Here is a 23,205-nt window from a genome sequence, read left to right as displayed (position 1 = left end):
TCTCAGCCTTGCTGGACAGGGACACGCTGATGCCAGTCCGTCACGTGTTGGTAGCGGTCGGCGATGGCCAGCAGGCGGCCTTCGTCGAAGTAGTTGCCGATGATCTGCAGGCCGATGGGGCGCGAGCCGCCAGCGTCGCCGGGCCGCCCCAAGGCGCTGGCAGCCCCCTCGGGGGGCAGCGAGCCTTGCGAGCGTGGGGGCTGTCCACTCTCGCCGCCAAAGCCGCAAGGAATCGACATGGCGGGCAGGCCGGCCAGGCTGACGCCCAGCGTGTAGACGTCGGCCAGCCAGTCGGCGGTCGGGTCGTCGCGGTTGTCGCCGATGTTCTTGGCGACCGTCGGCGTGACCGGTCCCATGATGACGTCGCACTGATCCGCGTAGGCGCGCTGGAAGTCCTGCGCGATCAGGCGGCGCAGGCGCTGGGCCTGCAGGTAGTAGGCGTCGTAGTAGCCGTGGGACAGCACGTAGGTGCCGATCAGGATGCGGCGCTTGACCTCGTCGCCGAAGCCTTCGGCGCGCGAGCGGCTGATCATCTCGTTCAGGTCGCCGTACTGCTTGGCGCGGTGGCCATAGCGCACGCCGTCGTAGCGGGCCAGGTTGCTGGACGCTTCGGCGGGGGCGATCACGTAGTAGGCCGGAATGGCCAGCTCGGTGCGAGGCAGCGACACCGGCACGCGCACGGCGCCCAGCGCCTCGAACTGCGCAAGCGCGGCCTGCACGGCGGCAGCGACATCGGGGGCCAGGCCGTCGCCAAAATATTCTTCGGGCACGCCGATGCGCAGGCCCTTCAGGGGCTGGCTGCCGGCGGCGTCGAAACGAGCCTGCGCGGCGTCGAAGTCGCGGCGCACGCGGCCGGGCTCGTTGACGGCGCCGTCGCATTTTTCGAGGCTGGTGGCGTCGCGCGGATCAAAGCCGCTGATGACGTCCAGGAGTTCAAGCAGGTCGCGGCTGCTGGGAGCCAGCGGGCCGGCCTGGTCCAGGCTGGAGCCGAAGGCCACCATGCCGTAGCGCGACACGGTGCCGTAGGTGGGCTTGATGCCGCTGACGCCGCACAGCGCGGCGGGTTGGCGGACCGAGCCACCGGTGTCGGTGCCGGTGGCGGCGGCCACCAGGCGGGCGGCCACGGCGGCGGCCGAACCGCCCGACGAGCCGCCGGGCACGGCAGCGTGATCCCAGGGGTTCTTCACGGCGCCATAAGCCGAGTTCTCGTTGCCGGAGCCCATGGCGAATTCGTCGCAGTTCAGCTTGCCCAGCGAGACCGCGCCGGCCGCGCCCAGACGTTCCACAACGGTCGCGTCGAACGGGCTGACGTAGCCTTCGAGCATCTTGCTGCCCGCGGTGGTGCGCCAGCCGCGCGTCACGAACGCGTCCTTGTGGGCGATCGGGATGCCAGCCAGCGGACCGGCGGTGCCGGCCGCCAGGGCGGCGTCGGCAGCGCGGGCCTCGGCCAGCGTCAATTCGGCGTCAATATGTAAAAAGGTATTCAGGCCGCTGGCGGCTTCGGCGGCCGATAAGGCGCTTTGCGCCAGCTCGACAGCGCTGACTTCGCGTTGCGCGAGGGCCGCACGCAGAGCGGCGATCCCCTCGAATTGGGTGTGCAGGGCAGGTTTCGTCATGACTTATTCCAGGACCTTGGGAACCAGGAACAGGCCGTCCTGGGCATCGGGAGCGTTGGCCAGCAATTCCTGGCGGCGGGCTTCCGAACCGGCTTCGGTCACGGCGTCTTCACGCAGGCGCAATACGATGTCCTCGTGGGCGGACAAGGGATGGGCCAGGGGTTCGACGCCTTGGGTATCGACGGACTGAAGCCGTTCGATCAGATGGAGGATGCCGTTGAGTTCGGCCTGCGCGACGGTGCGCTGGTCGGGGGTCAGTTCGATTCTGGCCAGCCGGGCAATGCGGGCCACATCTTTGTCGTTGAGCGCCATGAGGGATTGCAAAAATCGATAAGCGAAGGCCGAGGGGCGGGAGAGGGCAGTATGCATACGCCAAACCCGTTACAAAGCTTGAATAGCCTGCATTTATGCGCTATTTCCGGGGAAATTATAAGTTATGATTCACGGTTTAATCGCCGTGATGACAGGCGGACCCGTTGTTTTACGGGCCAAACGCCCCGCGGCCTGACCCCAATTCCCCCCAGAATTTAGCTGAGCTCCCATGTTCGGATTCCTGCGCAGTTATTTTTCCAGCGATATGGCGATTGACCTCGGTACCGCCAATACGCTGATTTACGTCCGCGGCAAGGGCATCGTTCTCGATGAACCTTCCGTGGTCGCAATCCGTCATGAAGGCGGCCCCCACGGCAAGAAGATCATTCAAGCCGTCGGGCACGAAGCCAAGCAGATGCTCGGCCGCGTCCCCGGCAACATTGAAGCCATTCGGCCCATGAAGGACGGCGTGATTGCCGACTTCACGGTCACCGAGCAGATGCTCAAGCAGTTCATCCGCATGGTGCACCCCCGCAACATGCTGGCGCCCAGCCCGCGGATCATTGTCTGCGTGCCCTGCGGCTCCACCCAGGTTGAACGCCGCGCCATCCGCGAATCGGCGCTCGGCGCCGGCGCTTCCCACGTCTTCCTGATCGAAGAACCCATGGCCGCCGCCATCGGCGCCGGCCTGGCCGTGTCCGATGCCAGCGGCTCGATGGTCGTCGACATCGGCGGCGGCACCACCGAAGTGGCTGTCATCTCGCTGGGCGGCATGGTCTACAAGGGTTCCGTGCGCGTCGGCGGCGACAAGTTCGACGAGGCCATCGTCAACTACATCCGTCGCAACTACGGCATGCTGATCGGTGAACCCACGGCCGAACTGATCAAGAAGGAAATCGGCTCGGCATTCCCGGGTTCCGAAGTCCGCGAAATCGAAGTCAAGGGCCGCAATCTGGCCGAAGGCGTGCCGCGCAGCTTCACGGTATCGTCCAACGAGATCCTGGAATCGCTGACCGATCCGCTGAATCAGATCGTTTCCGCCGTCAAGATCGCGCTTGAACAGACGCCGCCCGAACTGGGCGCGGACATCACCGACAAGGGCATCGCCCTGACCGGTGGCGGCGCGCTCCTGCGCGACCTGGACCGCCTGCTGCAAGAAGAAACCGGCCTGCCGGTCGTGGTGGCCGACGATCCCCTGACCTGCGTCGTGCGCGGTTGCGGCGAAGCGCTGGAACACCTTGAGAAACTGGGCGCCATCTTCATCAACGACTAATATTGCCCGCCAGCCCGGAGCCCCGCTTTATTCTGGCTCCGGCCGCTGCGGGAGCCTCGGACGCGGGCGCCCGGGCTGAGATTCATGCAACGACAAGGGACTCCTCCCCTATTCAGGCGCGGCCCACCGGCAGAGGTGCGGCTCGTCGTTCTGGTCGTCCTTGCCCTGGCCCTGATCGTCATGGATTCCCAATGGCGCATGCTGGAGCCGGCGCGCCGCGCGATTGCCGTAGGGCTTTATCCGTTCCAGCGTGCCGTCATGGCGCCGCGCGATCTCGTCCAGCAAGTCAACGAATGGGTTAACGCGGCCAACCTCATCCGCAGCGAAAACGAAGCGCTGCAGCGCCAGCGCATCGAACTCGCGCAGGTCGCGTCCCACGCGGCGCAGCTTGCCGCCGAAAACTCCCAGCTTCGCCGCCTCCTTGGCGTGACGGACACCGTGGCGCAGTCCGCCGTGGTGGTCGAAGTCATGTACGAACCCACCAACGCGTTCACCCAGCGCCTGGTTTTCAACAAGGGCAGCAAGGCAGGTCTTGCGCCCGGCATGCCGGTCATCGACGAAGGCGGCGTGGTCGGCCAGATTGTCCGGGTGACGCCCATGACCGCCGAGGCGGCGCTCGTCACCGACGAGCAGGTCTCCATCCCCGTGCAACTTTTGCGCAACGGACTGCGCCTCATCGCGTTCGGCGGCAATTCGCCCGGCAAGATGGAAGTGCGCTACCTGGCGGCCAATGCGGACATCAAGGAAGGGGATACTATTGTCACTAGCGGCGTCGGCGGCCTCTTTCCCGCCGGCCTGCCCGTGGCCAAAGTGACCTCGGTGGAACGTGATACCGCATCCGGTTTCGCGCGTGCCGTGTGTGAACCGCTGGCCCATCCCGAACGCTATCGCCACTTCCTGGTTCTGCAGGTAGATGTGGATCGCGCCGAGTCCAACCGTCAGGAGGTCGATTCCGGTGGATCGGACTAATCAACAAGCGGCGGGGCAGTCGCCGCGCCGCCTCGGCACGCCCAGCAACGTGCAGCCCGACCGCCTGTCGGGTCCCGCGCATGCCTTCTTCGTGTGGGGCACCGTCCTGCTTGCCTGGCTGGTGTCTTTACTGCCGTGGCGCCTGTGGCAAGGCGCGCCCGACGTGCTGCTGCTCATCATCGCCTTCTGGTGCGTGCACGAGCCGCGCCGCGTGGGCCTGTTCACCGCGTTCTTCTTTGGCGTGCTCATGGACGTGCACGACGCGGGCCTCCTGGGCGAGCACGCGCTGTCGTACACGCTCGTCGCCTACGGCGCGGTCGTCCTGCACCGCCGGCTGCAGCGTTTCGATCTCTGGAGCCAGGCGATGCACATGCTGCCTGTGTTCTTCATTGCGCGTTTTGTCACCCAGATCATCCACGCGTGGCTGGCCGGAAAATGGCCGGGCTGGGACTGGGGCATCAGCGTGCTGCTGACGGCTGCGCTGTGGCCGCTGGCGGGTTGGGTGCTGCACCTGCCGCAACGCGGTGTCGACGACGCCGAATCTTCGTCCGCCTGACGGCGGCGTTGCGTCATGTTTGAATTCAAGAAAACCGGCCAGCAGCAGAAGCAGCGCTTTCGCCTGCGCGCCTGGGTGGGCGGCGCCTTCGCGCTGGTCTGCTTCGGCGTGCTGGTGGGCCGCTTCTGGTACCTGCAGGTCGACCGCTACGAGGGCCTGTCCGAACGCGCCGACCGCAATCGCATCGCGGTCGTGCCAATTCCGCCGCGCCGCGGCGAGATCTTGGACCGCAACGGCGAGGTCCTGGCCCGCAACTACCGTACCTACACGCTCGAAGTTGTGCCGGCCCACGCGGGCAACATGAACGAACTCTTCGAGCGCCTGACCGAAGTCGTCTACATCAGTCCGTCCGACCAGCGCCGCTTCAAGCGCCGTGCGGCCGAATCCAGCCGCTACGCCAGCCTGCAGTTGCGCAACAACCTGAACGAAACCGAGGCCGCGTGGTTTGCCGCGCACGCATTCCAGTTTCCGGGTGTCGAGCTGCGCGCCCGCTGGGTGCGCGAATACCCGCAGGGCGTGTCGGCCGCGCACGTGGTCGGCTACATTGGCCGCATCGCCGACAACGATATCGAGGAGCTGGACCGCGCCGGTCAGCTCGGCAACTACCGCGGCACCGAAGTCATCGGCAAGAAGGGCATCGAGAAGACCTGGGAAGAGCAGCTGCACGGCCGCACGGGTCTCGAAGAAGTCGAGGTCACCGCTGGCGGCCGGCCCATGCGCACGCTGCGCCGCATCGATCCCGTTCCGGGCTCGGACATCATGCTGTCCATCGACATGGGCCTGCAGAAGGTGGCTGAAGAGGCCTTCGAGGGACAGCGTGGCGCGCTCGTCGCCATCGACCCGGACACGGGTGAAGTACTGGCGTTCGTCTCGCAGCCGTCGTTCGATCCCAATCTGTTTGTGGACGGCATTGATGTCGACAACTGGCGCATGCTGAACGAATCGCCGGACCACCCGCTGATCAACCGTCCCCTGTACGGCACGTATCCCATCGGCTCCACGTACAAGCCCTTCGTGGGACTGGCCGCGCTGGAATTGGGCAAGCGCCGCGCCACCGATCGCATCTCGGACCCGGGCTATTACGAATTCGGCGGGCAGAAGTTCCGCAACGCGGGCGGCGCAGCCTATGGCATGACGGACATGCACAAGGCCATCGTCGTGTCGTCCGACACTTATTTCTACTCGCTCGGACCGGAAATCGGCGTGAACGCGCTGCACGATTTCACCAAGCAGTTTGGATTCGGCCAGATCACCGGCATCGACCTGGAAGGCGAGAAGCGCGGCGTGCTGCCGTCCACCGACTGGAAGCGTGCAGCCTACAAAGACAAGGAACGCCAGCGCTGGTACGCGGGCGAGACCATTTCCGTGGCCGTGGGCCAGGGCTACAACGCCTTCACGCTGCTGCAGTTGGCGCAGGGCACCTCCACACTGGCCAACAATGGCCTGTACCGCCGCCCGCACCTGGTGCATGCGGTCCGCGATCCGCGCTCGGGCGTGGCCAAGCCGACCGAGGCGCCGCCCGATTACCGCATTCCACTCAAGCAGGCCAACGTGGACGTCATCAAGAACGCCATGGCCGACGTGGTGCGTGCCGGCACGGCGCGGCGCGCGTTCGCCAACACGCCGTACCAGGCCGCCGGCAAGACCGGCACCGCGCAGGTGTTCAGCCTGCGAGGCGGCCATTACCGCGCCAGCGCGATCGACGAACGCCTGCGCGACCACGCATTGTTCATGGGCTTCGCGCCGCTTGAGCAGCCGCGCATCGCCGTGGCGCTGATCGTCGAGAACGCCGGCTGGGGCGCCAGCGTGGCGGCTCCGGTCGCGCGCAAGGTCTTCGATTACTGGCTGGCCAAGGATCGCCAGGACAAGATCGTCCGGCCCGAGCGCGCGGACACCATGGCGACGGTCGACGACATCGCCTCCGACCTGGTGCGCCAACAATGAAACGTCTTGGCCTGATCCTGCTGCGCGTGTTCACGGCCTTCGACTGGCCGCTGCTCGCGATCCTGATGATGTTCGCGGCGCTTGGCCTGACGGTGATGCACTCGGCCGTCGGCGGCACTGACTGGCGCTTCGCGGAACAGTCGCGCAACTTCATCATCGCGTTCTTCGCGATGTGGACGATGGCGCTGATTCCGCCCAAGCTGCTGATGAAGCTGGCGTTGCCGTTCTACGTGGTGGGCGTGGTGCTGCTGCTGGGCGTCGAGTTCTTCGGCGAGACCAGCAAGGGCGCGACCCGCTGGTTGAACCTGGGCGTGACCCGCATCCAGCCGTCCGAGATGATGAAAATCGCGGTGCCGATGATGCTGGCCTGGTATTTCCAGCGCCACGAAGGCGCGGTCCGCGTGCGCGACTTCCTGGCCGCCGCCGCGATGCTGGCCGCACCCTTCGGCCTGATCGTGTTGCAGCCTGACCTGGGCACGGCACTGCTGGTGTTCGGCGCGGGCTTTTTCGTGATCTATTTCGCGGGTCTGTCGTTCAAACTGCTGGTGCCGGTCATGCTGGCCGGCGTCATTGCCATCGGCACGCTGGTCTATTACGAAGACCAGCTATGCGAGCCGGACGTGGACTGGGTAGTGCTGCACGAATACCAGAAGCACCGGGTCTGCACGCTGCTCAACCCCAGTTCGGACCCGCTGGGCAAGGGCTTTCACACGATTCAATCGATGATCGCGGTGGGCTCGGGCGGCGTCTACGGCAAAGGCTACATGAAGGGGACGCAGACGCACCTGGACTTCATCCCGGAGCGCACGACTGACTTCATCTTTGCCGTGTACGCCGAGGAATTTGGCCTGTACGGCGGTATTGCGATCCTGGTGCTGTACGGGCTGATGATGGCGCGCGGTTTGACGATCGCATCCCGGGCCGCGTCGCAATTCGGCCGGTTGCTGGCGGGTGCGCTGACGATGATGCTGTTCATCTACGTATTCGTGAACGTGGGCATGGTGACGGGGATCTTGCCCGTGGTGGGGGTGCCGTTGCCGTTCATGAGCTACGGGGGGACGGCGTTGTTCACGATGGGGATTGCGTTTGGGATCATGATGAGTATCAGTCGGCATCGGTCTGTGAAGACTTGATGTTGGTGGTTGTTCTTCGTGGGTCGCCCGACGCCGCGGTCACCGTGGGCACGATCGCCCACGATTGCGGACCGGAGCCTTCGCTCTGGACTTGCCTGGGCGGCCCCCCCATCGGGCACTGCAGTTCAAGTGACGCTTAATGGCGAGCCGACCGCTATCTGCAGTTGGGTCCGGACACCGGAATGCGCGACGGTTTTCGTTCTTCTGCCGGTGTCTGACACCCTAGGGAGATGCGCTTGGCATGACGTGGATCGCACCAGGGTGTCAGACACCTGGAGCAGTCGCAGCCACACGCGAAGCGTCATCGCCACGACGCAAGACGCCGCGTAAGCCCCCGAAGGCCGCCCGCGCGGCCAGCTGGGGGCGGGCACCGCAAGATCTCTCTCTTTCTCCCCTCCGTGGGCAAGCACCTAAAGAACCCAACTCGCCCCGCCGTCGGCAAAGCTGAAGCGACTGGAGCACGTCGTAGCGGGGGCTCTGCCGGTGTCTGACACCCTAGGGAGATGCGCTTGGCATGACGTGGATCGCACCAGGGTGTCAGACACCTGGAGCAGTCGTAGCCACACGCGAAGCGTCATCGCCACGACGCAAGACGCCGCGTAAGCCCCCAATGGCCGCCCGCGCGGCCGGCCGGGGGCGGGCACCGCAAGATCTCTCTCTTTCCCCCCTCCGTGGGCAAGCACCTAAAGAACCCAACTCGCCCCGCGCTCCCCAGCCCCCGCTACGGCGGGCGTCAAAAGAACGCGCATGAATGCCAGCCTAAATCCCGTCCCCGAAACTCCCTCACGGCAACGCTTCAGGCACCCCAAGCTCCACGGCCAACTTCGTCAACCCATCCCAGATTCGACTATCAAACTCCACCGAATCCGCATTGACCGCCCGATTCCGGGCCTCATACTCACCCGGATACTGCACCGATTCCACCCCAGGCTGCGGCTTGCACGCGTGCAGGTAGTCGATGAATGCGCCGACTTCCATCGACCGCCAATCAGTATTGAAGTCCACCTGCGGATCCAGCAGCAGCGCGAACATATTGTTTGTCGCCACGCCGATGCGCGGATGTTCGGGTTGGATGGTGCCGCCGCCGGACAGGACGCCCGCGAGCAGTTCGGCAACCAGGCCCAGTGCGTAGCCCTTGTGGCCGCCGAATGGCAACAATGCGCCAGGAGGATCGGTAAAGAGCGCGCCCGGGTCAGTAGTCGGGTTGCCGTCAGCGTCGATCAGCGACCCCGGCGGCGCCTGCTCACCCTTGGCCGCCAGCACGCGCGCCTTGTTCACCGCGATCGAACTGGTGGCCATGTCCACGATGAACGGCGGCCGGCCGCCGGGTAGGGGGCCGGCGAAGCACAGCGGATTCGTGGTCAGGCACGCCTGGGCGCCGCCGAACGGGGCGACGGTGGGCGAGCGGTTGATCACGTTGGTGAAAGCCAGCAGGATCAGTCCCTTGGCTGCCACCATCTCGCCGAAATGGCCCATGCGGCCAAGGTGATGGCTATGGCGCAGGGTCAGGATGCACTGGCCATGTTCCTGCGTGCGCTCGATCGCCTTTTCGATGACGACCTTACCCACGTACTGGCCCAGTCCGTGGTGGCCGTCGTAGGCCAGCATTGCGCCGCGGTCGTTGAGGAGTTCGGGACGTCCGTCGGGTTGGGCCAGGCCCTCGGACAGCACGCGGCGGTAGTTCGTCAGGATGGACAGGCCGTGGCTCGTGTATCCCACGCGGTCCGATTCCACCAGATGTTCGGCGACATCACGCGCGATGTCTTCCGGCACGCCTTGTGCCATCAGCACCCGGCGGCCGTATTCGTTAGCTTGGGCAATCGTGATTTTCATGACGACTCCTTACAGCCAGCCCAGCCAGCGCCAGTAGGTCATGCCCATCAGCAGCATCAGCAGGTAGCCCACGATGGTCACGATGATGCCCACCTTGGCGAATTGCTTGGCGTTGAAGGTTTCGGTACCCAGGCACACCATGTTCTGCGGCGCGTTGATGGGCAGGATGAAGCCATAGCTGACCACGAAGCCCAGCAGCATCGTCATGCCCAGGCGGCTGAAGTCGCCCGGCAGCGTTGCCAGCACCGAGATCAGAATGGGCAGCATGGCCGAGGTCAGCGCGGTGGCGCTGGCAAAGCCCAGGTGGATCACGATCAGGAAGGCCGCCAGGATGGCGAAGATGGCGAGCGGGCCGAGGTGGTCCAGGCCGGTGTGATGCACCACCTGGTTGCCCAGCCACTGGCCGGCCTGCGTCGTGAGAAGCGCCGTGCCCAGGCTGATGCCCACGCCGAACACGATCACCGTGCCCCATGGGATGCGCGATTGCACGTCTTTCCACGTCATCACGCCAAAGCGCGGCAGCATCAGCAGCACCAGGCCGAAGTAGGTGGTCGAGGTGGTGTCGAACTTGTGCAGCTTGCCTTCGGTCGACCAGAACAGCAGCAGCATGACCGACACGGCCATCAGGCGCTTTTGCGCGCCGGTCATGGGACCTAGGTCGAGCAGCGATTTCTCGACGGCTTCCTTGCCGCCGGCGATGCTGTTGCTTTCAGGCGGCAGCAGCTTGAGCACGACGACGATCAGCACGGCCGACATGATGAGAGACCAAGGGGCGCCGGCGATCAGCCAGTCCGACCATGCCACGCGTTCGCCCAGCATCTTTTCCATGAAGCCGACCGTCAGCAGGTTCTGCGCGGCGGCGGTCTGGATGCCGACGTTCCAGATGCTGGTGGCCTGGGCCACGATGATCATGATGCCGGCCGCGATGTTCGAGCGCTTGTCCACGCCGAAGGCCGCGATCACGCCCATCATGATCGGAACCACGGCGGCGCTGCGCGCGGTGGCGCTGGGCACGACCAGGCTCAGCACGATCGTCACGGCGATACATCCGATGAGGATGCGGCGCGTGCTGGTGCCCACCTTGGACAGCGTCACCAGCGCGATGCGCCGGTCCAGTCCGGTGAATGTCATGGCGGCGGCAATGAACAAGGCGCCGGTGACGAGCGCCAGCGCCGAGTTCGCAAAGCCGGTCAGCGCCATGCTGATGGCGGCGGACGTGCCGTAGAGAACGTTGGGATCTTTGATGGTGGGCGCGGTGCCCAGGAGGAAAGCCATCAGCGTCGTGATCATGATGGCGCTGGCTTCGTACGAGACGGCTTCGGTGATCCAGACGACCACGGCAAACGCCAGGATTGCCAGCATGCGATGGCCTGCAACGGGCAGGTCTGCCGGCAAGGGCATCATTAAAACGCCGATCATCACGAGGATGCCGGCGATGAGCCCGATGGGAATCTTGGTTTTTTGGGGGGCTTGCGAGGCGGGGACAGCGGTTTCCGCAGCCATATCCTTCTCCAGTTGAGGTCAAACTGACGAAACACCGCCCGCGAGCACGGGGTAAATCAGTCCGGTGTTTCGACGCTACAGGATGATCGTGACGGCATTGTGGAAAACCCGTATTGATGAGCGTCAAGAAGGTGAAAAACAGCGCTTGTGGAAAACTCGTTCTGGGCATTATGCTCGTCGCCCCCATGGCGGGGCAAGCGTACGAGTGTTGCGTCGGCGCGAACCAATCGGGACACGATAAAGTTCGTTTTGCCCCTGCACACCACCGGGATTGTTCCGCGAAACGGCGCTAATGCCGGCGCGTCAACCCAGGGCCAGGCGTAGCTGTTCGTCCAGATGCAGCGTGGGCGTGACCCGCCATCCGCTCTGCGCGTAACGCAGCCAGCGGCCCAGCACCAGATGCGTGAGCAGGCTGGCATGCGCGGCGACGTTGGCTTCCTGCGGCAGGCCGCCGTCGGTGATGGCGATGCGCAGCGATTGCTTCAACGATGCCTCGATGCGGTCGTTGATGTGATTGATGCGTTCCTGTAGCCGGTTGTCTTCCGTGACCAGCGCATCGCCAGTCAGCACGCGCGTCATGCCCTTGTTGCGCTCCGAGAAGGTCAGCAGCATGGAGACCGTCTTGTGAGCCTGCGGCAATCCATAGGGCTCGGCGGTGGCGATCTGGTTCACCAGCGTGAAGATGCTGGTTTCAATGAACTCGATCAGCCCTTCGAACATCTGCGCCTTGCTCGCAAAGTGCCGGTAGAGGGCGGCTTCGGAGACTTCGAGGCGCGCGGCGAGGGCGGCCGTGGTGATGCGGGACGCGTGCGGCTGCTCCAGCATTTCGGCCAGAGTCTGCAGAATCTGGGTCTTGCGCTCGCCGGGTTTGCTCGCCATGGGAGGGACTGCTTCGCGCAGGATGACGGGTGGAGGGGATACTGCGTGCCGTCAGCCCCGCAGGGGGCGCCGGCGTAACAATAAATCACTGACGCAGTTTACCCGCAAGTCGACGTAGGCCGGGCGGTGCGAGCGTCCGCGTCCGAAGGGGGTGCCGGGGTGATACACGTGGACCGTCTTCAGGCCTGCCAGGCGGGCGCCCCGCAGGTTGGCCAGCGTGTCTTCCACCAGCACGGCGCGGTGGGCGGGCACGCCTTCGCGCGCCAGCACGTAGCGCAGCAGCGCCGCGGAGGGCTTGGGCCGGAACTCGCCGTGCAGCCGCATGTGCTCGATGGCCCACAGGCTGTCGAACTGGCGCAGGATACCCAGGTGCGACAGGACAGAGCGCGCATAGTGCAGCGGCGCGTTTGTCAGCAGCACCTTGCGCCCAGGCAGGCGGCGCAGCTTGTAGGCAAGCGCCTTTTCCGAGCGCAACAGCGGCGCGACGTCGAAGTCGTGGCTGCGATGCAGGAACTCGTGGGCGTCGACGCCGTGGTGGCGCACCATGCCAATCATGGTGGCGCCGTAACGCTTCCAGTATTGCGACCGCACGAGGTTGGCGGCGTCCACGTCCACGTTCAGCGCCTCGGCCACCGCCATCGTCATGCCGTGGTCGATCTTGGAGAAGATGGCGTGCGATGTGTCGTGGAGCGTGTTGTCCAGATCGAACAGCCACAGGCGCTCGGGCGCGCCTGTGGCAATCCCGCGGGAGCGGCGCATCCGCACTGCGGGCCGCAGCAATTGGCGTCGCACTTGCATCATGAGGCTTGCGCGGCGCGCCGTGCTGCTGGGGTGTGCTTCATCAGTGCGAGCTGATCATCGTGCCGACGCCCTGGTCGGTCAGGATTTCCAGAAGCAGGCAGTGCGGCACGCGGCCGTCGACGATGTGCACCGAGTTCACGCCGTTCTTGGCGGCATCCAGCGCGGACGAGATCTTGGGCAGCATGCCGCCGGAGATCGTGCCGTCGGCAAAGAGCTCGTCGATGGTCTGGGCCGACAGGCTGCGCAGCAGCTTGCCGCCCTTGTCCAGCACGCCCGGGGTGTTGGTCAGCATGAGCAGCTTCTCGGCGCCCAGCACTTCGGCCATCTTGCCGGCGACGACGTCGGCGTTGATGTTGTAGGCCGTGCCGTCCTCGCCATAACCGATGGGCGAGATGACGGGGATGAACTGGTCGTCCTGCAGGGCCTTCACGACGGCCGGTTCCACCATCGTGATGTCGCCGACGAAGCCGATGTCGATGGGTTCGGACGGGTTGTCCTTGTTGGCCATCAGCTTTTTCTGGGCCTGGATCAGGCCACCGTCCTTGCCAGTCAGGCCCACGGCCTTGCCGCCGACCTCGTTGATCATCATGACGATGTCCTGCTGGACCTGGCCGCCAAGCACCCATTCAACGACTTCCATGGTCTCGGCGTCGGTGACGCGCATGCCCTGGATGAAGGTGCCTTGCTTGCCGATGCGGCGCAGGGCGTCATCAATCTGCGGACCACCACCGTGGACCACCACCGGGTTCAGACCCACCAGCTTGAGCAGCACGACATCGTGCGCGAAGCTGCGCTGCAATCGCTCTTCCGTCATGGCGTTGCCGCCGTACTTGACCACGATGGTCTTGCCGTGAAATCGTCGGATATACGGCAGAGCCTCGGACAGCACGGCGGCTTTGACGGCGGGAGACGAAACGGCAGCAGGGTCGGGGGTGTCGGTCATGGCAGCTAAGTCGGCAGATAAATAACAGAAAAGTTGATGGGCGTTAAAAAAATGCCTGCACAAGAACGCGGTTGGAACGCGGCTAGCGCAAGCATACGACGGATTGTAGTACCCACAGGTTTCTTATGCTGCAAACCTATGTCCATATGCCCGACAAATAACGGGCATTCAGGTAAATTGGGGGCGTTTTCACAACGGCACGCCCCGCAAAAGGGGGCCTGCCCGAACCTGCGGGACATCGATCCCCGATTTTCACCATAAAAGAGGCAAGACATGCGTTTGAACTTTGTCCGTTCTGCCCTGGCGGCGTCGGTCCTCCTGGTTGCCGCCAACGCGGCCCACGCCGAAAAGGTCGTCGTGGGCGCCACGCAGGTGCCGCATGCCGAGATCCTTGAAGTGGTCAAGCCCAAGCTGGCCAAGGAAGGCGTGGAGCTCGACATCAAGGTGTTCAGCGACTACGTGCAGCCCAACCTGCAACTGGCGGACAAGCAACTGGACGCCAACTTCTTCCAGCACAAGCCGTACCTGGAAAGCTTCAACAAGGACCGCAAGGCGACCCTCGTGCCGGTGGCCCTGGTCCACGTCGAGCCGTTCGGTGGCTACTCCAAGAAGATCAAGAGCCTGTCCGACCTGAAGGACGGCGCCACGGTCGCCATCCCCAATGACCCGTCCAACGGCGGCCGCGCGCTGGTGCTGCTGCAAAAGCAGGGCGTCATCAAGCTCAAGGATCCGGCCAACATCCTGGCGACCGCCGCCGATGTCGTCGAGAACCCCAAGAAGCTGAAGTTCCGTGAACTCGAAGCCGCCATGCTGCCGCGTGCGCTGGACGACGTGGATCTGGCGCTGATCAACACCAACTACGCGCTGGAAGCGGGTCTGGTGCCGACCAAGGACGCGCTGTTCATCGAAGGCGCCGACTCGCCGTACGCCAACGTGCTCGTGACCCGCAGCGACAACAAGGACGCGCCGGGAATCAAGAAGCTGGTCGACGCGCTGCACTCGCCGGAGGTCAAGACCTTCATTCAGGAAAAGTACAAGGGCGCGGTCGTTCCCGCGTTTTGATGTGCGGAGCGCGGGTGGTTTGAACTGCCCGAGCCCGGCAATCGCCATGCCCTAAGTGAAAAGCCGCCCGCAATAAACGGGCGGCTTTTTGCATGGAAAGGTGTCAAAGGCCCTTTCGGCATACCGAGGTGTCTGACACCCGCAGAACCGCATGTCACATGCTGACGACACGCTCACCCGGGTGTCTGACGCCGTCCCCGCAGCGCCCCGTCCCACGCGGGTGCCGGATGCCCGAACCGCCCAAAAAAAATCGCCCGCAAGCGGCGGGCGATTCTTGGGGGCGCGCCGAGACGGCAGATCAGCCGGCGGCCAGGGCCTTTTCCACTGTGGCGTGGAACTCGGCCTTGTCGTATTCGCCCAGATAACGCTTGATGATGTGTCCCTCTTTGTCGATGAGGAACGCCGTGGGCGTCAGGCGGATGTCTCCGAAGGCGCGCGCGATCTCGCCTTTGGTGTCCAGCGCAACCGGGAACGGCAGCTTGCGCGTTTCGGCGAAGTTGAGCACGAAGTTGGGCGGGTCGTAGTTCATGGCGACCGCGATGGCTTCATACCCCTTGTCCGCGTACTCGTTGTAGGCGGAGATGGTGTCGGGCATCTGCTTCACGCAGGTCACGCAGCTGGTTGCCCAGAATTTGACCAGCACGACCTTGCCGCGCAGGTCCTGCATGGAGAAGGTCTTGCCTTCGAGCGTGGTGAAAGTAACGTCGGGCGCGGTTTGGGCCGGGCGCATGGCAAACCAGGCGCCGATGCCGACCGCCACGAGAACTGCGAGGGCTACGATGGCTTTTTTCATTTGATGGGCATTGCCTCGACGCCGCTGCTCGTGCCGCCGGTGCCAGCCGCGTTGTCGGTGGCCGGACCGGTGCCGCTTTCGATGGGCGCCTTGCTTTCGGTGGTGGCAGGTTTGGAGCCGCTGCCAGACAGGCGGATGGCTTCTTCGCGGCTGATGGTTTCAAAGAGCTTGACCACCTTGGTCACGCCGCCGACGTCCGCAGTGGCATTGGCGGCGTAGTCGCCTTCGGCCTGGGTGACCTTGCCCATCAGGTAGACGACGCCGCGGTCGGTGGTGACCGCGATGGTGCCGGAGGGCACGTACTTGGTGTTCAGGAGCGCGGTCTTGACCTTGGAGGTCAGCCAGGTGTCGTTGGAGCGCTGGCCGAACGACGCGATGGGGCCGACGTTGAGCTGGTTGATGACCTGCTTCACGTTTTCGACGCTTTGCGCGATGGCGGTGGCTTGGCTCTTGGCTTCTTCCGAGGGCACGTCGCCCGTCAGCAGCAGGTGGCCGCCGTAGGCCATGGCATTGACGCGCGCGGCGTCGCCCAGCTTTTGAGCGATCTGGCTCTGCGCCTTGAAGGCCATGTTCTGGTCTTCGAGCTGGACGCCGGACGTGCGGCGGTCGGTGACCACGACCGCCGTGGTGGCGGCGGCGCCGCCCACGATCAAGGGCGCGCAGGCCGTCAGCGAAAGCGCCGCGGTGGATAGCGCGGCGGCAAGCATCAGCGGGCGGACTGCGGGTCTGGCGTCAAGAATCATTCGGTGTCTCCAAGCAGAAGAGCGTCGATGCCGTCACACAGCGCGTGCAGCAGCAGAATATGGACTTCCTGGATGCGCATGGTGCGATCGCTGGGAACACATAGATGGACGTCCATCGGGGTAATGAGTTCCCCCATGACGCCGCCGCCCTTGCCGGTCAAGGCAAGTACGTGCATCTCGCGCGCGCTGGCGGCTTCCATGGCGCGGACCACGTTGGGCGAATTGCCGCTGGTCGAGATGGCCACGAGCACGTCGCCGGCCTGCCCGAAGGCGTTGACCTGCCGTTCGTAGACTTCGTCAAAGCCGTAGTCGTTGCCGACCGCCGTGAGGATCGAGGTGTCGGTGTTAAGCGCAATGCCCGCGAGCGGCAGGCGTTCGCGTTCGAAGCGGCCCACCAGTTCCGCGATGAAATGCTGCGCGTCGGCAGCCGATCCGCCATTGCCGCAAGCCAGAATCTTGCCGTTGTTCGCCAGGGCGCCGAACAGCACGTCCACGGCCACCGCCAGGGGTTCGGCCAGGACGTTCATGCTTTGTTCGTGAGCGGCCATGGCATCGCGAAAGTGCGACGTCATGCGAGAGGTCATATCCATGGGCGCGATTATCTCACGGGGCCGGGCTGCGGTTCTGTCCTTGCGCAACGAGGGCGGGGGCGGGCGCCGGGCAAGGCCTGCCGCATCACGGCAGCCAGAATGCGCCGCGCAGCCAGGCCGGGTCGCCGCCGTCGAAAACCACGGCGTCGAAGCGGGCGGGCGGGGCCGAGCCGCCCCAGTGCCGGCGGGCGAGTTCGGGCAGCCAATACGCCGCCGCCCGGGCAAGCCGCGTCTGCTTTTCGCGGCCGATGCTGGCGGCGGCGCCGCCGAAGCGGATGCTTGCGCGCGCCCGGACCTCGACGAAGACGAGCGTGTCGCCGTCGCGCATGACCAGGTCGATTTCACCGGCGCGGCAGGCCAGGTTGCGCGCCAGCAGCGTCAGGCCCCGCGCCGCCAGCAGGCGCAGCGCAGCTGCTTCATGGTGATCGCCCCGACGCTGGGCGGGGGAGCGGCGCGGGGGCGGACGGTCGGCAGGCAGGCGCCCCGCGCGGCGCTTGCGTTTTGCGGCGCGGCGGCGGGCGGCCAGGGCAAGTTCGCAGGCCAGGCGCAGGGTGTCGTCCGTCATGGGAATCCAAAAGCAGCGTGCATAGGCGGCTACACTGACATGGTTTTCCGTGTCAGCAGGCAGCAATGAATCAAAACGTCTCACCCCCCACTGCCGGCGATGCCTGGTCCCGCGTGTCGGAACGTGTGGCCGGCCAGCATTGGCCAGCCTCGACGTTGTATGTCGTGGCCACGCCCATCGGCAATCTGGGCGACCTGGGCCTGCGCGCCTGGCACGCCCTGCAGCGGGCTGACGTGATCGCTGCCGAGGACACGCGCGCCAGCCGCACGCTGCTCGATGCCTGGGGTGTCGGCACGCCGCTCATGGCGGCGCATCGCCACAACGAGGCCGCCGCGGCGCAGGCCATTTGCGAGCGCCTGGCGCAAGGCCAGCGCGTGGCCTTGGTGTCCGATGCCGGCGCGCCCGCGGTCAGCGACCCCGGCGCCCGTGTGGTCCGGGCCGTGCGCGCCGCCGGCTTTGCCGTCGTGCCGGTACCCGGCCCCAGCGCCGTGATCGCCGCCCTGATGGGGAGCGGCGTCACCACGGACGAGAACCCCGCCTACGCCTTCGCGGGCTTTGCCCCGCCCAAGGCGGTGGCCCGGCAGCGTTGGCTGCGCCAGTGGTGCGCGTTGCCCGCGCCGGTCGTGATGTTCGAATCGCCCCACCGCCTGGCGGCCACGTTTGCCGACCTGCTCGAGGTCTGTGGCCCGGAACGCGAACTGACCGTCGCGCGCGAGCTGACCAAACGCTTCGAAGAGATCGGCACCGTCAAGCTGGGCGAGGCTGCGGCATGGCTGGCCGCCGATGCGCATCGCGAACAGGGCGAGTTCGTGCTGATCGTCCATGCCGAGGCGGACGCGCCCGAGACCGGCGATGTCGATCCCGCCCACGACGTCCTGCTGGACGCCTTGCTGGAATCGCTGTCCGTGCGCGACGCCGCGCGCGTTGCGGCCAAGGTCACCGGCCAGCCGCGCGACGTGCTCTACAACCGGGCCCTGACCCGCAAGAAGGCGCAGGAGTAAGCCATGGTGTATTCGACTGTCGTGTCCAACAAGCCCGCCGACCCGCAAGAGCGGTTGACCTACCGCGACATGCCCACCCCGCTGGGAGATCTGCGCCTGTTGGCCAGCCCGAAGGGATTGCGCGGCGCGTGGTTCACCGATCAGGCGCTGTTGCCGTTGCCGGATGGATGGACGCTGACAGACAGCGATCCGTTCCTGGAACAGGCGCGGCGCGAGCTGGAAGAATGGTTTTCCGGCGAGCGCCGCGGGTTCGACGTAACGCTCGACCCGGTCGGCACCACGTTCCAGCACGAGGTCTGGCATGCGCTATGTGCGCTGGAATTCGGCACGCTGACCAGCTATGGCGAACTGGCCCGCACGGTGAACCGGCCCAAGGGCGCGCAGGCGGTGGGCGGCGCGGTGGGCCGCAATCCCATCAGCATCATCATTCCGTGCCATCGCGTGATCGGCGCGGACACTTCGCTGACGGGATTCGGCGGCGGATTGCCGCGCAAGCAGGCGCTGCTGGCGCATGAAGGCAACCGTTACCTCAGCCGCAGCGCGCACGCGCGCCGCGTGTGCGACGGGCAGGCGGAGCTGCCCTGGTAGCCGTCTTGCCGCTTACTGCGACGCGATCGTCGGCAGGATGCCGATGCGGTCGGAAACCATCGGCACGGCATTCAGCGCGCTTTGGCGATCGGGATACGGGCCGATCCGCACGCGGTACAGATTGTTGGCCTGTTCCACCGACGCCGGCGGCGCGCCTTCGGCGCCGAGCTGCGTGTTGATGCGGCTGACCAGCGATTGCGCATTGCCGGGCTGGCTGAACGCGCCCACCTGCAGGTAGATGCTGCCTGTACCCGTCCCGGCGCCGGCCGCCGGCCGCATCGGAGCGGGGCTGGGTGAAGCCGGCGCGAGGGGTTCCGGGGCCAGCGCCACGGGGGTGGACGCCACCGGCGCCATCACCGGCGTGGAGCCCGTGGCGGATTCGGGTTCTGGCGCAGAGGCCGCGGGCGCGCCTTGCGAGGCCAGGCGCCGGATCTCTTCGGCCTGGATGGCTTCCACGACCACTTGCCCGCTGCCCGGGCCGATGATGCCCAGCTTGTAGGCCGCGACGTAGGACAGGTCCATGATGCGGTCGCTGTGGAAGGGGCCGCGGTCGTTCACTCGCACGATGATCGTCTTGCCGTTGACCATGCTGGTCACCCGCGCGTAGCTGGGGATCGGCAGCGTGGTGTGCGCGGCCGTCATGGCGTACATGTCGTAGGTCTCGCCGATCGACGTGGAGTTGCCGTGGAATTTCTTGCCGTACCACGAGGCGATGCCGCGCTTCTTGTAGGCCTGGCCGCTGGTGTCCGGCACATAGCGCTGGCCGAACACGACGTAGGGCCGGTTCGCGCCGCTGGCGTAGGGTTCCAGCTTGGGCACCGCGTCGGGGATCTGATCCAGGTTGGACGGCGGATTGGCGTCCGGCCCGTCGTCCTTGTAATAGCCGCCCTTTTTGCGTCCGCCGGTGGAGGAACAGCCTGCCACCGCGATCGCGAGCAGCAGCACAAAGAGGAAATGCAGGGGGCGGGAACTCGTCATGCGGTTTCGTCGGGCAGTTGGGTGCGGTGGCGCACCAGCAGCGGGTCGTGGTCGGCAAAGCGCAGCGCCAGTTGCTCCACGACATACACCGAGCGGTGCTGGCCGCCGGTGCAGCCGATGGCCACGGTCAGGTAGTTGCGGGTGTCCTGCGTGTACAGCGGCAGCCAGCGCTTCAGGAAGCCTGCGATGTCGTCAATCATCAGGCCGACCTGCTCGTACCCGGCGAGCCACGTGGCCACGGGTTCGTCGCGGCCCGTCAGCGGACGCAGGTTGCGGTCGTAATGGGGGTTGGGCAGGCAGCGCACGTCGAACACCAGGTCCGCGTCGCCCGGCACGCCGCGCTTGTAGGCAAACGATTCGAACGTCAGCACCAGCGGCGCGCGGTCTGCCTTGATGAGATCGCGGATCCAGGCGCGAAGCTGGCCGGGCGTCAGCTCTGACGTATCGATGACGTGTTCCTGCTCGCGCAGCGGCGCCAGCAGCTCTCTTTCCAGCGCAATGCATTCGGTCAGCGACGGCGCCGTGCCGCCGCGTTGCAGGCGGTCGGTCAGCGGATGGCGGCGGCGCGATTCGGAGTAGCGCTGCACCAGCGTGGCCGTGTTGGCATCCAGGAAGACGACCCGCAGACTCGTGCCCATGGCGCGCAGCGCGGTGACCACGTCGGGCAGTTCGGCGAGTTCCCCCGGCGAGCGCACGTCGATGGCGACGGCGACGCGTTCCATGCCGTCATCGCGCGCCTGCGCAATGAATTCGGTCAGGAAGCGGACGGGAAGATTGTCGACACAGGTGTAGCTTGCGTCCTCGAGCATACGCAGCGCGACGGATTTGCCGGAGCCGGAAATGCCGGTGACGAGGACGACTTTCAACATGGACATGATTGTGGCACGCTTTTCCAGGACGATGCCGGCGGGATAGCATCTGATATGGCCATAAACTCAGGATCTGCGCCTGTTCCCTGCTGCACGCCCTGACGTAAGCTTGGGGCCGCAGACGCCGCAGTTCCATCGCAGTTCCACTTTTACGCGCCCCGCCGTCACGATTCGGGGTGTGGGAATTTGACCTAGATGTTAGCCCTCATTTCCTCTTGTAGTGTTTCACTGCCGCGGTTTTGGGCCTTCCGCAGCGCCTTTGCCGCTGCGGCTGTTGTGTTTATGTCCGCGCCGTCGCTGGCGCAGCAGGCGGCGCCGCCGACCCTGCAGCCGGACACCATGGCGGCCCGTGTTGCGGCCTGTACGGCGTGTCACGGCGCGCAGGGCAGGGCGGGCGCCGACGGCTACTATCCGCGGCTGGCCGGCAAGCCGCAGGACTATCTCTATCATCAGCTTCTGAACTTTCGCGATGGGCGTCGGCAGTACCGGCCCATGACGCACCTGCTGGCTGGGTTGCCCGACGACTACCTGCGCGACATGGCCGCGTACTTTTCTGAGCAGCATGTGCCGTATCCGGCGCCCGTTCGCGCGGACGTGTCCGCCGCCACGCTGAAGGCCGGACGCAAGCTTGCCAAGGAGGGCGATGCGGCGCGCGGTCTGCCGGCCTGTGCATCCTGTCACGGCGCGGCCCTCTCCGGCATGCTGCCCGCCATCCCGGGCCTGCTGGGCCTGCCGCGCGACTACATCGGCGCGCAGATCGGCGGCTGGAAGAACGGCCTGCGCCGCGCCGCCGCGCCGGACTGCATGGCCGACATCTCCCACAAGCTCACCCCTTCGGACATCGGCGCCCTGACGGCGTGGCTGTCGTCACAGCCCGTGGTCGAGCCCTACGTGCCCGACGCCGCGAACTCGGTCCGGCTGCCCGCGGAATGCGGCAGTCAGGCGCAACGCTGAACGGGGCCGCGAATGACGCTGATGAAAAGAATTCTGGTTGTTCTGCTGCTGGCGGTCGTGGTGGCCGCCGGCGGGTTGTATTGGCTGGGCACGCGCGACGATGCCAGCACCGGCCCCGCCGCGGCGGCGGCCGAGGGCGCCGCGCAGATCGAGCGCGGCCGCTACCTGGCGCTGGCCGGCAACTGCATGGCCTGCCATACCAGCCGGGGCGGCAAGGCGTTTGCCGGCGGCACGCCCGTTCCCACGCCGTTCGGCACGGTCTACGGCCCGAACATCACGCCCGACCCGGATACCGGCATCGGTGCGTGGACGGCCGACGACTTCTGGCAGGCGCTGCACAACGGCAAATCGAAGGACGGCACGCTGCTGTACCCGGCGTTTCCGTACACCGAATACACGCGTGTCACGCGCAGCGATTCCGACGCGCTGTATGCCTATCTGCGCAGCGTTTCGCCCGTCAAGCAGGCCAACCGTCCGCCCGAGATGGAATTCCCGTATGACCAGCGGATGCTGCTGGCGGCGTGGCGCGCGCTGTATTTCAAGCCGGGTGTGCAAGATGCGGACCCCGGCCAGTCTGTCCAGTGGAATCGCGGCCGCTATCTGGTCGAAGGGCTGGGTCATTGCGCGGCCTGCCACACGCCACGCAACAGCCTGGGCGCGACGCGCGCGGGCGATGCGCTGGCCGGCGGCGTGATTCCCGTGCTGGACTGGTACGCGCCGCCGCTTACTAACGACATGCAGACCGGCATGGGACGCTGGACCGCGCAGGATATTGCCACGCTGCTCAAGACCGGCATTGCCGCGCATTCGACGGTCAGCGGGCCGATGGCGGAAGTCGTGCTGGGCAGCACGCAGCACCTGACCGACGACGACGCGCTGGCCATCGGCGTCTATCTGAAATCGCTGCCCGCCACGCCGCCCGCGACGGACGCGCGTGCGGCTGCCCCCGCGCCTGCGGCCATGGAGCTGGGCGGCAAGCTGTACAGCCAGCAGTGCGCGCAATGCCACCAGGCCGACGGCAAGGGTAGCGGCACCGCGTGGCCCGCGCTCGCCGGCAATCCGTCGGTGACCGCGCCGTCGTCCGTCAACGCCATCCGCATGGTGCTGGACGGCGGGTATGCGCCCGCCACAGCCGCGAACCCGCGTCCCCACGGCATGCCGCCGTTCGGCCAGGTGCTCAACGACAACGACATTGCGATGCTCGTGACATACATCCGCAATAGCTGGGGCAACGAGGCGGGCGGGACGAGCGCGCTGGAGGTCAAACGCGCGCGGGCGTCGTCAACGTTGAATTAGCGCC

General features: G+C 65.9%; 23 protein-coding genes. 10 read left to right on the top strand and 13 right to left on the bottom strand.

From position 1 onward, the window contains the following. Positions 1-2: 2 nt before the first annotated feature. Positions 3-1,616 carry an Asp-tRNA(Asn)/Glu-tRNA(Gln) amidotransferase subunit GatA gene (gatA, locus tag AC6LJW_RS16140; protein WP_498087750.1) on the bottom strand — a complete coding sequence of 538 codons (1,614 nt, stop codon included), beginning with the start codon at positions 1,614-1,616 and terminating at the stop codon, positions 3-5. A 3-nt stretch (positions 1,617-1,619) separates the two neighbouring features. Continuing rightward, positions 1,620-1,928 (bottom strand): Asp-tRNA(Asn)/Glu-tRNA(Gln) amidotransferase subunit GatC, encoded by a 309-nt coding sequence (gene gatC / locus AC6LJW_RS16135; protein ID WP_105241105.1) that lies wholly within the window; start codon positions 1,926-1,928, stop codon positions 1,620-1,622. A 229-nt stretch (positions 1,929-2,157) separates the two neighbouring features. Between gatC and AC6LJW_RS16130 the strand changes: the two genes are divergently transcribed. The 5 genes from AC6LJW_RS16130 (at position 2,158) to rodA (ending at position 7,803) form a co-directional block, all read left to right on the top strand. Next, complete coding sequence (locus tag AC6LJW_RS16130) at positions 2,158-3,201, top strand: rod shape-determining protein (RefSeq protein ID WP_006216320.1); 1,044 nt, start codon at positions 2,158-2,160, stop codon at positions 3,199-3,201. A gap of 84 nt (positions 3,202-3,285) precedes the next feature. Further along, positions 3,286-4,170 carry a rod shape-determining protein MreC gene (gene mreC / locus AC6LJW_RS16125; protein WP_056560320.1) on the top strand — a complete coding sequence of 295 codons (885 nt, stop codon included), beginning with the start codon at positions 3,286-3,288 and terminating at the stop codon, positions 4,168-4,170. A gap of 49 nt (positions 4,171-4,219) precedes the next feature. Next, positions 4,220-4,726, top strand: coding sequence for a rod shape-determining protein MreD (gene mreD / locus AC6LJW_RS16120; RefSeq protein ID WP_156395171.1), 507 nt, complete (start codon positions 4,220-4,222; stop codon positions 4,724-4,726). A 15-nt stretch (positions 4,727-4,741) separates the two neighbouring features. Continuing rightward, positions 4,742-6,670 carry a penicillin-binding protein 2 gene (gene mrdA, locus AC6LJW_RS16115; protein WP_056560316.1) on the top strand — a complete coding sequence of 643 codons (1,929 nt, stop codon included), beginning with the start codon at positions 4,742-4,744 and terminating at the stop codon, positions 6,668-6,670. Next, positions 6,667-7,803: a rod shape-determining protein RodA gene (gene rodA / locus AC6LJW_RS16110; protein ID WP_056560313.1), complete on the top strand. Its 1,137-nt coding sequence runs from the start codon at positions 6,667-6,669 to the stop codon at positions 7,801-7,803. Before mrdA ends, rodA begins: the two co-directional genes overlap by 4 nt. Before the next feature lie 783 nt (positions 7,804-8,586). On the opposite strand, the gene AC6LJW_RS16105 is transcribed toward rodA, so the two are convergent. The 5 genes from AC6LJW_RS16105 to argB all read right to left on the bottom strand — a co-directional run bounded on the left by AC6LJW_RS16105 (position 8,587) and on the right by argB (position 13,762). Next, entirely contained in the window at positions 8,587-9,636 is a 1,050-nt protein-coding gene (locus AC6LJW_RS16105) for an Ldh family oxidoreductase (protein WP_056560311.1), read from the bottom strand. A gap of 9 nt (positions 9,637-9,645) precedes the next feature. Then, positions 9,646-11,139 (bottom strand): DASS family sodium-coupled anion symporter, encoded by a 1,494-nt coding sequence (locus tag AC6LJW_RS16100; RefSeq protein WP_056560307.1) that lies wholly within the window; start codon positions 11,137-11,139, stop codon positions 9,646-9,648. A gap of 303 nt (positions 11,140-11,442) precedes the next feature. Beyond that, a complete protein-coding gene (gene slmA / locus AC6LJW_RS16095) occupies positions 11,443-12,018 on the bottom strand; it encodes a nucleoid occlusion factor SlmA (RefSeq protein ID WP_056560305.1) in 576 nt (191 codons plus the stop codon). Positions 12,019-12,069: 51 nt separating this feature from the next. Next, positions 12,070-12,816, bottom strand: coding sequence for a pyrimidine 5'-nucleotidase (locus tag AC6LJW_RS16090; RefSeq protein WP_056566402.1), 747 nt, complete (start codon positions 12,814-12,816; stop codon positions 12,070-12,072). 43 nt (positions 12,817-12,859) lie between these two features. Then, positions 12,860-13,762, bottom strand: coding sequence for an acetylglutamate kinase (gene argB, locus AC6LJW_RS16085; protein ID WP_013396740.1), 903 nt, complete (start codon positions 13,760-13,762; stop codon positions 12,860-12,862). Between the two features lie 273 nt (positions 13,763-14,035). Between argB and AC6LJW_RS16080 the strand changes: the two genes are divergently transcribed. Then, positions 14,036-14,824: a MetQ/NlpA family ABC transporter substrate-binding protein gene (locus AC6LJW_RS16080; RefSeq protein ID WP_056560303.1), complete on the top strand. Its 789-nt coding sequence runs from the start codon at positions 14,036-14,038 to the stop codon at positions 14,822-14,824. A gap of 298 nt (positions 14,825-15,122) precedes the next feature. Here AC6LJW_RS16080 and AC6LJW_RS16075 read toward each other — a convergent pair whose 3' ends face one another. The 4 genes from AC6LJW_RS16075 to AC6LJW_RS16060 all read right to left on the bottom strand — a co-directional run bounded on the left by AC6LJW_RS16075 (position 15,123) and on the right by AC6LJW_RS16060 (position 17,515). Continuing rightward, complete coding sequence (locus tag AC6LJW_RS16075) at positions 15,123-15,617, bottom strand: peroxiredoxin family protein (RefSeq protein ID WP_056560300.1); 495 nt, start codon at positions 15,615-15,617, stop codon at positions 15,123-15,125. Then, positions 15,614-16,360, bottom strand: a complete 747-nt coding sequence (locus AC6LJW_RS16070; protein ID WP_056560297.1) for a BON domain-containing protein — start codon at positions 16,358-16,360, stop codon at positions 15,614-15,616. The genes AC6LJW_RS16075 and AC6LJW_RS16070 overlap by 4 nt, the downstream gene beginning before the upstream one ends. After that, positions 16,357-16,950, bottom strand: coding sequence for a phosphoheptose isomerase (locus tag AC6LJW_RS16065; protein ID WP_056560293.1), 594 nt, complete (start codon positions 16,948-16,950; stop codon positions 16,357-16,359). The genes AC6LJW_RS16070 and AC6LJW_RS16065 overlap by 4 nt, the downstream gene beginning before the upstream one ends. A gap of 85 nt (positions 16,951-17,035) precedes the next feature. Continuing rightward, positions 17,036-17,515: a YraN family protein gene (locus AC6LJW_RS16060; RefSeq protein WP_056560290.1), complete on the bottom strand. Its 480-nt coding sequence runs from the start codon at positions 17,513-17,515 to the stop codon at positions 17,036-17,038. A gap of 65 nt (positions 17,516-17,580) precedes the next feature. Between AC6LJW_RS16060 and rsmI the strand changes: the two genes are divergently transcribed. After that, complete coding sequence (gene rsmI, locus AC6LJW_RS16055) at positions 17,581-18,516, top strand: 16S rRNA (cytidine(1402)-2'-O)-methyltransferase (protein ID WP_056560288.1); 936 nt, start codon at positions 17,581-17,583, stop codon at positions 18,514-18,516. Between the two features lie 3 nt (positions 18,517-18,519). Further along, the gene (locus tag AC6LJW_RS16050; protein ID WP_498087749.1) at positions 18,520-19,104 is read left to right on the top strand and encodes a methylated-DNA--[protein]-cysteine S-methyltransferase; all 585 of its coding nucleotides are present in this window, start codon (positions 18,520-18,522) and stop codon (positions 19,102-19,104) included. Positions 19,105-19,116: 12 nt separating this feature from the next. On the opposite strand, the gene AC6LJW_RS16045 is transcribed toward AC6LJW_RS16050, so the two are convergent. Together AC6LJW_RS16045 and rapZ are read right to left on the bottom strand one after the other, a co-directional pair. Next, the gene (locus tag AC6LJW_RS16045; protein ID WP_056560282.1) at positions 19,117-20,082 is read right to left on the bottom strand and encodes a septal ring lytic transglycosylase RlpA family protein; all 966 of its coding nucleotides are present in this window, start codon (positions 20,080-20,082) and stop codon (positions 19,117-19,119) included. Next, positions 20,079-20,951: an RNase adapter RapZ gene (gene rapZ / locus AC6LJW_RS16040; protein ID WP_056566400.1), complete on the bottom strand. Its 873-nt coding sequence runs from the start codon at positions 20,949-20,951 to the stop codon at positions 20,079-20,081. Before rapZ ends, AC6LJW_RS16045 begins: the two co-directional genes overlap by 4 nt. A 195-nt stretch (positions 20,952-21,146) precedes the next feature. On the opposite strand from rapZ, the gene AC6LJW_RS16035 reads away from it, so the two are divergent. Next, positions 21,147-21,905 carry a c-type cytochrome gene (locus tag AC6LJW_RS16035; protein ID WP_498087748.1) on the top strand — a complete coding sequence of 253 codons (759 nt, stop codon included), beginning with the start codon at positions 21,147-21,149 and terminating at the stop codon, positions 21,903-21,905. 12 nt (positions 21,906-21,917) lie between these two features. Continuing rightward, a complete protein-coding gene (locus AC6LJW_RS16030; protein ID WP_498087747.1) occupies positions 21,918-23,201 on the top strand; it encodes a c-type cytochrome in 1,284 nt (427 codons plus the stop codon). The last annotated feature ends 4 nt before the right edge of the window (positions 23,202-23,205 follow it).

Source organism: Achromobacter sp. 1012554356 (assembly GCF_059760815.1).
The sequence above is the reverse complement of the archived record's forward strand: the minus strand, read 5'-3'. Positions and strand labels throughout refer to the sequence as shown.